The sequence below is a fragment of the Streptomyces sp. WMMC940 genome (assembly GCF_027460265.1).
Classification (GTDB): domain Bacteria; phylum Actinomycetota; class Actinomycetes; order Streptomycetales; family Streptomycetaceae; genus Streptomyces.
Map to the genome: position 1 here is coordinate 6,416,670 of NZ_JAPZBC010000001.1, position 11,637 is coordinate 6,428,306.

At 70.8% G+C, this 11,637-nt stretch carries 10 protein-coding genes; 7 read left to right on the plus strand and 3 right to left on the minus strand.

The genetic code is table 11. The features are described from left to right. Window positions 1–95: 95 nt before the first annotated feature. Window positions 96–2,588 (plus strand): RelA/SpoT family protein, encoded by a 2,493-nt coding sequence (locus tag O7595_RS28340; RefSeq protein WP_269731417.1) that lies wholly within the window; start codon window positions 96–98, stop codon window positions 2,586–2,588. Between the two features lie 155 nt (window positions 2,589–2,743). Here O7595_RS28340 and O7595_RS28345 read toward each other — a convergent pair whose 3' ends face one another. Both O7595_RS28345 and O7595_RS28350 read right to left on the minus strand, forming a co-directional pair. Then, window positions 2,744–3,973: a DUF349 domain-containing protein gene (locus O7595_RS28345; protein WP_269731418.1), complete on the minus strand. Its 1,230-nt coding sequence runs from the start codon at window positions 3,971–3,973 to the stop codon at window positions 2,744–2,746. Between the two features lie 175 nt (window positions 3,974–4,148). Beyond that, window positions 4,149–4,937: a peptidylprolyl isomerase gene (locus O7595_RS28350; protein ID WP_269731419.1), complete on the minus strand. Its 789-nt coding sequence runs from the start codon at window positions 4,935–4,937 to the stop codon at window positions 4,149–4,151. A gap of 152 nt (window positions 4,938–5,089) precedes the next feature. Between O7595_RS28350 and O7595_RS28355 the strand changes: the two genes are divergently transcribed. From O7595_RS28355 to O7595_RS28370, 4 genes are all read left to right on the plus strand, one after another. Next, window positions 5,090–5,821 carry an MBL fold metallo-hydrolase gene (locus O7595_RS28355; RefSeq protein WP_269731420.1) on the plus strand — a complete coding sequence of 244 codons (732 nt, stop codon included), beginning with the start codon at window positions 5,090–5,092 and terminating at the stop codon, window positions 5,819–5,821. An 11-nt stretch (window positions 5,822–5,832) separates the two neighbouring features. After that, on the plus strand, window positions 5,833–7,095 hold the full coding sequence (gene hisS / locus O7595_RS28360) for a histidine--tRNA ligase (protein WP_269731421.1): 1,263 nt from the start codon (window positions 5,833–5,835) through the stop codon (window positions 7,093–7,095). Between the two features lie 162 nt (window positions 7,096–7,257). Beyond that, on the plus strand, window positions 7,258–7,905 hold the full coding sequence (locus O7595_RS28365; RefSeq protein ID WP_269731422.1) for a vitamin K epoxide reductase family protein: 648 nt from the start codon (window positions 7,258–7,260) through the stop codon (window positions 7,903–7,905). Between the two features lie 93 nt (window positions 7,906–7,998). Continuing rightward, window positions 7,999–9,363 carry a replication-associated recombination protein A gene (locus tag O7595_RS28370; RefSeq protein WP_269731423.1) on the plus strand — a complete coding sequence of 455 codons (1,365 nt, stop codon included), beginning with the start codon at window positions 7,999–8,001 and terminating at the stop codon, window positions 9,361–9,363. A 25-nt stretch (window positions 9,364–9,388) separates the two neighbouring features. Here the strand turns inward: O7595_RS28370 and O7595_RS28375 are convergent, their stop codons facing one another. Continuing rightward, on the minus strand, window positions 9,389–10,009 hold the full coding sequence (locus tag O7595_RS28375; RefSeq protein WP_443071752.1) for a DUF2470 domain-containing protein: 621 nt from the start codon (window positions 10,007–10,009) through the stop codon (window positions 9,389–9,391). A gap of 326 nt (window positions 10,010–10,335) precedes the next feature. On the opposite strand from O7595_RS28375, the gene rpsD reads away from it, so the two are divergent. Then, a complete protein-coding gene (gene rpsD, locus O7595_RS28380; protein WP_269731425.1) occupies window positions 10,336–10,947 on the plus strand; it encodes a 30S ribosomal protein S4 in 612 nt (203 codons plus the stop codon). 255 nt (window positions 10,948–11,202) lie between these two features. Continuing rightward, window positions 11,203–11,634 carry a DUF948 domain-containing protein gene (locus O7595_RS28385; protein WP_269731426.1) on the plus strand — a complete coding sequence of 144 codons (432 nt, stop codon included), beginning with the start codon at window positions 11,203–11,205 and terminating at the stop codon, window positions 11,632–11,634. The last annotated feature ends 3 nt before the right edge of the window (window positions 11,635–11,637 follow it).

The window sequence follows — 11,637 nt, forward strand, 5'->3', positions numbered from 1 at the left end:
GACAGTCCCCGTCCCGGGGCGAGGTGAACGCCCGGGGTCGATACCATGGCCTTCCGGGCCTGACCGGGGGACCCGGACCCGCACGAGGAGCGCTCTTGCCAGACGAGGCCCGTCCCGCCACCGCGCAGCCCGAGCAGCAGGCCGACAAGGCTGTCGCGGCCCCTGCCACGCCCGAGAAGAAGCACGCGGAACGGACCGCGGGCGCTCAGGGGAGTGCCAGCGGCCCGGCCTCCGTTCCCGTGACCGCCCCGAAGCCCGCCCCGCCCGCCCCGGCGCCCGCGCGCTCCGGCGGCTCCTCCAACCGGGTCCGCGCCCGGTTGGCCCGATTGGGCGTCCAGCGCTCCAGCCCGTACAACCCGGTGCTCGAGCCGCTGCTGCGGATCGTCCGCGGCAACGACCCGAAGATCGAGACCGCCACGCTGCGCCAGATCGAGCGCGCCTACCAGGTCGCCGAGCGCTGGCACCGTGGCCAGAAGCGCAAGAGCGGCGATCCTTACATCACGCATCCGCTCGCCGTCACCACGATCCTCGCCGAGCTCGGCATGGATCCCGCCACGCTGATGGCAGGGCTGCTGCACGACACCGTCGAGGACACCGAGTACGGGCTGGACACCCTGCGCCGGGACTTCGGCGACCAGGTGGCCCTGCTCGTCGACGGCGTCACCAAGCTGGACAAGGTCAAGTTCGGCGAGGCCGCCCAGGCGGAGACGGTCCGCAAGATGGTCGTCGCCATGGCCAAGGATCCGCGCGTCCTGGTCATCAAGCTCGCGGACCGCCTGCACAACATGCGCACGATGCGCTACCTCAAGCGGGAGAAGCAGGAGAAGAAGGCCCGCGAGACCCTCGAGATCTACGCTCCACTGGCCCACCGGCTGGGCATGAACACCATCAAGTGGGAGCTCGAGGACCTCGCCTTCGCGATCCTCTACCCCAAGATGTACGACGAGATCGTCCGTCTCGTCGCCGAGCGCGCCCCCAAGCGCGACGAGTACCTGGCGATAGTGACGGACGAGGTGCAGTCCGATCTGCGCGCCGCCCGGATCAAGGCCACCGTCACCGGCCGGCCGAAGCACTACTACAGCGTCTACCAGAAGATGATCGTCCGCGGCCGTGACTTCGCGGAGATCTACGACCTGGTCGGCATCCGCGTCCTCGTCGACACCGTCCGCGACTGCTACGCCGCGCTCGGCACGGTCCACGCCCGCTGGAACCCCGTTCCGGGGCGGTTCAAGGACTACATCGCGATGCCGAAGTTCAACATGTACCAGTCGCTGCACACGACGGTCATCGGGCCCAGCGGCAAGCCGGTCGAGCTGCAGATCCGCACGTTCGACATGCACCGCAGGGCCGAGTACGGCATCGCCGCGCACTGGAAGTACAAGCAGGAGGCCGTCGCCGGCGCTTCCAAGATCCGTACCGACGTCCCCAAGGGCTCGGGCAAGGACAAGGACGCCATCAACGACATGGCGTGGTTGCGGCAGTTGCTGGACTGGCAGAAGGAGACCGAGGACCCGGGCGAGTTCCTGGAGTCCCTGCGCTTCGACCTCTCCCGCAACGAGGTCTTCGTGTTCACGCCGAAGGGCGACGTCATAGCGCTCCCCGCGGGCGCCACGCCCGTCGACTTCGCGTACGCCGTCCACACCGAGGTCGGCCACCGCACGATAGGCGCCCGCGTCAACGGCCGGCTCGTCCCCCTCGAGTCGACGCTGGACAACGGCGACCTGGTCGAGGTCTTCACGTCCAAGGCGACCGGTGCGGGCCCCTCGCGCGACTGGCTGGGCTTCGTCAAGTCGCCCCGGGCCAGGAACAAGATCCGGGCCTGGTTCTCCAAGGAGCGCCGTGACGAGGCGATCGAGCAGGGCAAGGACGCCATCGTGCGGGCGATGCGCAAGCAGAACCTGCCGATCCAGCGCATTCTCACCGGGGACTCGCTGGTCACGCTCGCGCACGAGATGCGCTACCCCGACATCTCGTCGCTGTACGCGGCGATCGGCGAGGGCCATGTCGCCGCGCAGGGCGTCGTCCAGAAGCTCGTGCAGGCACTCGGCGGCGAGGAGGCGGCCAGCGAGGACATCGCCGAGTCGACGCCGCCGTCCCGCAGCCGTGGCCGCAAGCGCCGAGCCAACGCCGATCCGGGCGTGGTCGTCAAGGGTGTCGACGACGTCTGGGTGAAGCTCGCCCGCTGCTGCACGCCCGTCCCCGGAGACCCGATCATCGGGTTCGTCACCCGCGGCAGCGGCGTCTCCGTGCACCGGGCGGACTGTGTCAACGTGGACTCGCTGTCGCAACAGCCCGAGCGCATGCTCGACGTCGAGTGGGCGCCGACGCAGTCCTCGGTCTTCCTCGTCGCCATCCAGGTCGAGGCGCTGGACCGTTCCCGGCTGCTGTCGGACGTCACCCGCGTGCTGTCCGACCAGCACGTCAACATCCTCTCCGCGGCCGTCCAGACCTCCCGCGACCGTGTCGCCACCTCGCGCTTCACCTTCGAGATGGGCGACCCGAAACACCTGGGTCACGTCCTGAAGGCGGTCCGCGGGGTCGAGGGCGTCTACGACGTCTACCGCGTGACGTCGGCGCGGCGCCCGTAGCGGCCGCCGACCCGGGCGCCGGTGAGGCCGGCCGGTGGACCGTCCCGGGCTCTCCGGCGCAGGCGCGCGCCGGGACGACGCAGCCCGCGGTGTACGGGACGGGCCCGGCGGCAGATGCAGATGCCGCCGGGCCCGTCCCGTATCCGTGTGCGGTGTCAGCCGCCGAACTCCTCCAGGCCCTTCAGCGCCTGGTCGAGCAGCGCCTGACGTCCCTCGAGCTCACGCGAGAGCTTGTCGGCCTTCGCGTTGTTGCCGGCCGCACGGGCCGCGTCGATCTGCGTGCGCAGCTTGTCGACCGCGGCCTGCAGCTGACCCGTCAGGCCCTCGGCACGCGCCCGCGCCTCGGGGTTGGTGCGGCGCCACTCGGCCTCCTCGGCCTCCTGGATCGCCCGCTCCACGGCGTGCATCCGGCCCTCGACCTTCGGGCGGGCATCACGCGGGACGTGACCGATGGCCTCCCAGCGCTCGTTGATGGAGCGGAAGGCGGCTCGCGCGGCCTTCAGATCCGTCACCGGCACCAGCCTCTCCGCCTCGACCGCCAGCTCTTCCTTGAGCTTCAGGTTCTCGGACTGCTCGGCGTCCCGCTCCGCGAACACCCCGCTGCGCGCGGCGAAGAAGATGTCCTGGGCCCCGCGGAAGCGGTTCCACAGGTCCTCCTCGTGCTCGCGCTGCGCGCGGCCCGCGGCCTTCCACTCCGCCATCAGCTCGCGGTAGCGCGCGGCCGTGGGACCCCAGTCGGTCGATCCGGACAGTGCCTCGGCCTCGGCGACCAGCCGCTCCTTCGTCTGCCGGGCCACCTCGCGCTGCGCGTCCAGCGCGGCGAAGTGCGCCTTGCGGCGCTTGGAGAACGCCGACCGCGCGTGGGAGAAGCGGTGCCACAGCTCGTCGTCGGACTTCCGGTCGAGCCTCGGCAGGCCCTTCCAGGTGTCCACGAGAGCCCGCAGTCGCTCGCCGGCCGCCCGCCACTGCTCGCTCTGCGCCAGCTCCTCGGCCTCGGCGACCAGGGCCTCCTTGGCGTGCCGGGCCTCGTCGGTCTGCTTCGCCTTCTGGGCCTTGCGCTCCTCGCGCCGGGACTCGACCGAGGTCACCAGCGCGTCCAGCCGCTTGCTCAGCGCCTCGAGGTCGCCGACCGCGTGGTGCTCGTCGATCTGCCCGCGAATGTGGTCGATCGCGGTCATCGCGTCTTTCGGCGACAGATCGGTGGTCTTCACCCGCTTCTCGAGGAGGCCGATCTCGACAACCAAGCCCTCGTACTTGCGCTCGAAGTAGGCCAGTGCCTCCTCGGGAGAGCCGGCCTGCCACGATCCGACGACCTTCTCACCGTCGGAAGTCCGCACGTACACGGTGCCCGTCTCGTCGACGCGGCCCCACGGGTCGCTGCTCACAGCGCCTCCTCCACATGATGCCCCGAGGGGCTCGGGCCCCCGGGCATCGTCCACAGTTTCCTGGACGGGCATCGCCCGCCCTCCCGCAACGCGGACCCAGCCCGCGCTGCACAACGCCAATCTAGGCGACCGGCCGCCCGGCTGTCCGCACTCGGCGCCGCCGAATTCGCCGGGGTCACCCCTTGCTGACCGCCGCCTTCTCCACCGTGACGGCCTTCGCGGGGGCGCCGTCCGTGGCCCCGCCGACGGCGCCCGCCGCCCCGACGGCCTTGACCACGGACAGTCCGGCCCCGTCGATCGTGCCGAACGGCGTGTACGACGGCGGCAGTTTGCTGTCCTTGTAGACGAGGAAGAACTGGCTGCCGCCGCTGTTCGGCTGCCCCGTGTTCGCCATGGCCACGGTGCCCGCCGGGTACGTGACCTTGCCGTCCGCGGCCGGCTTGCCGAGCGCCGTCAGGTTCTCGTCCGGGATCGTGTAGCCCGGTCCGCCGGTGCCGTCGCCCTTCGGGTCTCCGCACTGCAGCACGAAGATGCCCTCCGTGGTCAGTCGGTGGCACGTGGTTCCGTCGAAGAAGCCCTTGTCCGCGAGGTGCTTGAACGAGTTCACCGTGCGGGGCGTCTTCGCGGCATCCATCGTGAACGCCACGGCGCCCTGGCTTGTGTCCAGCGACATCCGGTACGTCCCCTTCGCGTCGACGGCCATCTTCGGCTCGGGCGCGGCGCTCTCGCTCTCGGTGGGCGTCGGCGTCGGGGCGGCCTGCTGCGAGGCGTCGTCCCCCGAGTCGCCGTCCGCCAGACCGACCGAGAGGTACGCGGCGCCGCCCGCCGCCACCGCGACGGCGAGACCCGCCGCGATGACCGCGTTGCGGCGCTTGGCCTTCCTGCGGGCCTCCTCACGGCGCCGCTGCTGCCGCTCGAACTTCTCCCTGGCGAGCTGGCGCCGCCGCTGATCGCTGCTGACCACCGGGTCTTCTCCTTGGTGATGGTGTGATCCGTGGGGCACGGGTGTGCCCGTACCGTATACGGGTTGGCTGTGAAATGAGCAGCGCCGGTAGGCTCTGACCTGTTGCAATCCGTGACGCAATATCCCCGTCGGACGACACACTGAGGACGATCGTGCTTATTGCCGGGTTCCCCGCAGGGGCCTGGGGGACCAACTGCTACCTGGTCGCCCCGGCCGCAGGCGAGGAGTGCGTGATCATCGACCCGGGCCACCAGGCCGCCGAGGGAGTCGAGGAGACGCTCAGGAAGCATCGGCTCAAGCCCGTCGCCGTGGTGCTCACCCACGGCCACATCGACCACGTCGCCTCGGTCGTCCCGGTGTGCGGGGCCCATGGCGTACCCGCGTGGATCCACCCCGCCGACCGGTACATGATGAGCGACCCGGAGAAGGCCCTCGGCCGCTCCTTCGGGATGCCGCTCCTGGGCGAGCTGACCGTGGGGGAGCCCGACGACGTACACGAGCTCCACGACGGCGCCGCGCTGAAGCTGGCGGGTCTGGAGATGACCGTGCGGCACGCGCCCGGCCATACCAAGGGGTCGGTGACGTTCGGTCTGCCCGAGGCCGCGGCCAACTCACACGATGAGGGGCGGCCGCCGGTCTTCTTCTCGGGCGACCTGCTGTTCGCCGGCTCCATCGGACGCACCGACCTGCCCGGCGGTGACATGGCCGAGATGCTCGACTCGCTGGCCCGCGTGTGCCTGCCGCTCGACGACTCGACCGTGGTGCTGTCCGGCCACGGCCCCCAGACGACCATCGGCCGCGAGCGCGTCGCCAACCCGTATCTGCGGGAGGTGGCCGCCGGCCAGGGAGACGGCGGCACCGCCGCTCCCCGACGAGGAATGTGACGAGACCTTCCGTGACGACCTTCCAGGCCCCCAAGGGCACGTACGACCTGATCCCGCCCGACTCCGCGAAGTACCTGGCGGTGCGCGAGGCGATCGCCGCGCCGCTCCGCAACTCCGGTTACGGCTACATCGAGACGCCCGGCTTCGAGAACGTGGAGCTGTTCGCGCGCGGCGTCGGCGAGTCCACCGACATCGTGACCAAGGAGATGTACGCCTTCGAGACCAAGGGCGGCGACAGGCTGGCCCTGCGCCCCGAGGGCACCGCGTCCGTGCTGCGCGCCGCGCTGGAGGCCAACCTCCACAAGTCCGGCAACCTGCCGGTGAAGCTCTGGTACTCGGGCTCGTACTACCGCTACGAGCGGCCCCAGAAGGGCCGCTACAGGCACTTCTCCCAGGTCGGCGCCGAGGCCATCGGTGCCGAGGACCCGGCGCTCGACGCCGAGCTGATCATCCTCGCCGACCAGGCGTACCGCTCGCTGGGCCTGAGCGACTTCCGGATCCTGCTGAACTCGCTCGGCGACAAGGAGTGCCGCCCCGTCTACCGGGACGCGCTCCAGGGCTTCCTGCGCGGGCTCGACCTGGACGAGGACACCCGCCGCCGCGTCGACATCAACCCGCTGCGGGTGCTGGACGACAAGCGCGACTCGGTCCAGAAGCAGCTCGTGGGCGCGCCACTGCTGCGCGACTACCTGTGCGACGCGTGCAAGACCTACCACGAGGAGGTGCGCGAGCTGCTGACGGCGGCCGGCGTGGCCTTCGAGGACGACGAGAAGCTGGTGCGCGGACTGGACTACTACACGCGCACGACGTTCGAGTTCGTCCACGACGGACTCGGCTCGCAGTCCGCGGTGGGCGGCGGAGGGCGCTACGACGGGCTGTCCGAGATGATCGGCGGCCCGGCGCTGCCGTCGGTCGGCTGGGCGCTCGGCGTGGACCGCACGGTCCTGGCGCTGGAGGCCGAGGGCATCGAGCTCGAACTGCCCGCGTCCACCAGCGTGTTCGCGGTCCCACTCGGCGAGGAGGCGCGCCGCGCGCTCTTCGGCGTCGTCACCGGGCTGCGCAGGGCAGGGGTCGCCGCCGACTTCGCGTACGGCGGCAAGGGTCTCAAGGGGGCCATGAAGAACGCCAACCGCAGCGGCGCCCGGTACGCGATCGTCGCCGGCGAGCGGGACCTCGCGGACGGTGTGGTGCAGCTCAAGGACATGGAGTCCGGCGAGCAGGCGCCTGTCGCCCTCGACTCGGTGGTGGAGGAGATCCGGGCGAGGCTCACCTGAGCGGGACGCGTGCGTCCGAAGGCCCGGCCCGCCGGGGCCGGGCCTTCGCGTTCCCGTCCCGGGGGCGGAGCCGGATCCTTACGTCCACCGAACGGTGGACAGGGGCGTGAGTGCGGCAGAATGACCGTGCCAGAGCAGTGACCGAGCGATGGAAACGGCGATATGACGACTGCAGCGGTTGACGGCGTGTCCTCCGGCCGGGAAGCGGAGCGGGTGCGCGGCGCCGTCGGCGGCAGCCGTGCGTTCGCATGGCTGCTGGTGATCACCGGAGCGGCCGGGCTGCTGGCCGCGTGGATCATCACGATCGACAAGTTCAAGATCCTCGAGGCCAAGATCGCCGGGACGACCTTCACCCCCGGCTGCAGCCTGAACCCGATCGTCTCCTGCGGCAACGTGATGGAGAGCGAGCAGGCCTCGGCGTTCGGTTTCCCCAACCCGATGCTCGGCCTCGTCACCTACGCCGTCGTGATCGGCGTCGGCATGAGCCTCCTCGCGGGTGCCCGCTTCCGCCGCTGGTACTGGCTGACGTTCAACGCGGGCACGCTCTTCGGCGTCGCGTTCTGCACCTGGCTCCAGTACCAGTCGCTGTACAGCATCAACGCCCTGTGCCTCTGGTGCTGCCTGGCCTGGGTCGCCACGATCTTCATGTTCTGGTACGTCACCTCGCACAACATCCGCAACGGACTGCTGCCGGCCCCGGCCTGGGCGAAGGGCTTCCTTGCCGAGTTCACCTGGGTCCTGCCGGTGCTGCACACCGGCGTCATCGGCATGCTGATCCTGACGCGCTGGTGGGACTTCTGGCTCGGCTGAGCCGAAGGGCGCACGACGGCCGGTGCCCTGGCGGGGCCCGGCCCGGAGGCACCCCGACGGAGGCTGTCAGTCCCCTCACTTAGGCTTCATCACGTGGAGCCCGATCTTTTCACCGCCGCCGCCGAGGAACGCCAGGAGAAGGACCCGTCGGCGAGCCCGCTGGCCGTCCGCATGCGTCCCCGCACCCTCGACGAGGTCGTCGGCCAGCAGCACCTGCTCAAGCCGGGGTCCCCGCTGCGCCGGCTCGTCGGCGAGGGCTCCGGCGGGCCGGCGGGAGCCTCCTCGGTGATCCTCTGGGGTCCGCCCGGCACGGGCAAGACGACCCTGGCGTACGTCGTCTCCAAGGCGACCAACAAGCGCTTCGTCGAGCTCTCCGCGATCACCGCCGGCGTCAAGGAGGTCCGGACGGTCATCGACGGGGCCCGCCGCGCCGCGGGCGGATTCGGCAAGGAGACCGTCCTCTTCCTCGACGAGATCCACCGCTTCAGCAAGGCCCAGCAGGACTCCCTGCTCCCCGCCGTCGAGAACCGCTGGGTGACGCTGATCGCCGCCACGACCGAGAACCCGTACTTCTCGGTGATCTCCCCGCTGCTGTCCCGCTCCCTGCTGCTCACGCTGGAGCCGCTGACCGACGACGACGTGTGCGCTCTGCTGCGCCGGGCCCTGACCGAGGAGCGCGGTCTCGACGGGGCCGTGACCCTGCCCGACGACTCCGAGGAGCATCTGCTGCGGATCGCCGGGGGAGACGCGAGACGCGCCCTGACCGCGCTGGAGGCCGCGGCGGGTGCCGCGCTCGCCAAGGGCGAGGCGGAGATCTTCCTCCGGACCGTCGAGGAGACGGTCGACCGGGCGGCGGTGAAGTACGACCGGGACGGCGACCAGCACTACGACGTGGCGAGCGCGCTCATCAAGTCCATCCGGGGCTCGGACGTGGACGCCGCGCTGCACTACCTGGCGCGGATGATCGAGGCCGGGGAGGATCCGCGCTTCATCGCCCGGCGGCTGATGATCTCGGCCAGCGAGGACATCGGGCTCGCCGATCCGACGGCGCTGCCGACCGCCGTCGCGGCCGCGCAGGCCGTGGCCATGATCGGTTTCCCGGAGGCGGCGCTCACCCTGAGCCACGCCACCATCGCGCTGGCCCTGGCGCCGAAGTCCAACGCCGCCACGACGGCGATAGGCGCCGCCCTGGCGGACGTGCGAAACGGACTGGCGGGACCCGTTCCGCGCCATCTGCGCGACGGCCACTACAAGGGCGCGGCGAAGCTCGGCCACGCCCAGGGCTATGTGTATCCGCACGACGTCCCGGGCGCGATCGCCCCGCAGCAGTACGCGCCGGACGCCGTCCACGGCAGGCGCTACTACGAGCCGACACGGTACGGCGCCGAGGCGCGCTACGCGGACGTGGTCGAGAAGGTCCGCGAGCGACTGCGCGGCGGGACCCCGCCGGGTGCCTGACCCGGCCGCCCGGTGCGGCGTCCGGTCACCCCATGGCAGCGGCGAAGAGGGTGTGCATCGAGTGCCGCAGCCCCCCGGTGTCCTTCACGGGCTCGGGGAAGTCGAAGCGCGCGTCGAAGGTACGGCCGTCCGCGGTGGTGCAGCGCAGCCGCAGCCCGAACCGGTCGAGTGCCAGCGGCACCACGTCCCGTACCGCGTCGCCCGCCTCGCCGGCGCGCTCCCCGAGCAGACCGGCCAGTCCGCGTACCTGTTCGCCGTGTGCCGAGTGCAGATGCTGCAGCAGCTCCGCCTCGTGCCGTGCGACGGGGTCGGGCTCGGCCGTCCCGAGGTCCGCGGGCTCGGCGCTGCCCGCACCCCACAGGTCGTCCACCGAGATCTCACCGGTCTCCAGTCGGACGAGCATCCAGGCGGGTCGATCCGCCTCGGTGCACGCGGAGGAGTGCTCGGGGTGCCGCTCGGCGAGCAGCCGCCCGTACCGCGCACGGTCGTCGTTGCGCACGGCGGTGAGCCAGCCGGCCAGCCGGGCCCGGCCGCGGATCCGCTGCCGCACCGCGACGGGGGCGACATCGGTGATCTCCATCACGCAGGTCAGGTCGTCGTCCTGGGCGTAGGCGGCAGCCCGGGCCGTGGGAGAATCCCATGGCACAAGGAGAACAACGTCCCCCTCGGGCGTCACGGTGCGTGCGGCGGGTTCCCAGTGGCCGGGACCGTGGTCGCGAGCACCCGGCAGCGTGAGGGATACTGAGGCGTTGTTCTCAACGAGGGTTCGTACGCGCTCGGCTTCGGTGGGCTGCCGGGCGCCTTCCCTGGGACGCGGCTGACCTTGTTCATCGTCGTCGCAAGCGGACATCGATTCCGTCGAGTCGTCCGAACTGCGATGCGCACTGGGCAGGGGGATCCCATGCGGTCGAGACATTACGTCCTCCTCGAATAAGGTAAGGCTCACCTAACTTACATGGAGGTAGGTTCCCCGTGAACCAGTCGCGACCCAAGGTCAAGAAGTCGCGTGCTCTCGGCATCGCCCTGACGCCGAAGGCCGTCAAGTACTTCGAGGCTCGCCCCTACCCGCCGGGTGAGCACGGCCGCGGCCGCAAGCAGAACTCGGACTACAAGGTCCGTCTGCTCGAGAAGCAGCGCCTTCGTGCGCAGTACGACGTCTCCGAGCGTCAGCTGGTCCGCGCCTACGAGCGCGCCAGCAAGGTGCAGGGCAAGACCGGTGAGGCCCTGATCATCGAGCTCGAGCGCCGTCTCGACGCCCTGGTGCTCCGCTCCGGCATCGCCCGGACGATCTACCAGGCCCGTCAGATGGTCGTCCACGGCCACATCGAGGTCAACGGCGGCAAGGTCGACAAGCCGTCGTTCCGTGTCCGCCCGGACGACGTCATCACGGTCCGCGAGCGCTCGCGCGACAAGCACCCGTTCCAGGTCGCCCGTGAGGGTGGCTACGCGCCCGACGGTGAGACCCCGCGTTACCTGCAGGTCAACCTCAAGGCGCTCGCCTTCCGCCTGGACCGGGAGCCGAACCGCAAGGAGATCCCGGTGATCTGCGACGAGCAGCTCGTCGTCGAGTACTACGCCCGCTGATCCAGCGGCGCGGTACCACCGGCCTTCGCGCCACGGCCCGCCGCCTCTCCGCCCTCACCGGCGGGGGAGCGGCGGGCTCTCGCGTTCCGCATCCCCGCGCCGGAGAACACGGAGCGTGAGCGGGGGCGGCGGCCCGTAGAATCCCCGCAACTCCCGTTCTGCGGTCACTGATCCGTTACGGGGTCCGACCTCGGGCGCGATAGGGTCGGACGAAGACTTTCGAAGTGACCCTCGACGAGCAGAGAGCGGTGCAGCGTGACCGGTGGAGAGGTTGCCGGGATCCTGGTGGCCGTCTTCTGGGCGATCCTGGTCTCCTTCCTCGCCGTGGTGCTGGTGAGGCTGGCCCAGACGCTCAGGGCGACCACCAAGCTGATGGCGGAGGTGACCGAACAGGCGGTGCCGCTGCTGGCCGACGCCTCCGCCACCGTCCGCTCCGCGCAGACCCAGCTCGACCGGGTCGACGCCATCGCCTCCGACGTCCAGGAGGTCACCTCGAACGCGTCGGCGCTCTCCACCACCGTCGCCTCGACGTTCGGCGGCCCGCTCGTGAAGGTCGCCGCGTTCGGCTACGGAGTGCGCCGCGCGATGAGCCGCAACAAGGACGTCGCGCCGCCCGCGCAGACCCGGCGCACGGTCGTCGTCGGCCGCACCGTACCGGCCGCGAGGCGCCGGAAGCAGAAGGACTGAGAC

Excerpts from the sequence above, each read along its gene's own strand:
- O7595_RS28365 (WP_269731422.1), top strand. The coding sequence starts at position 7,258 with ATGACGACTGCAGCGGTTGACGGCGTGTCCTCCGGCCGGGAAGCGGAG.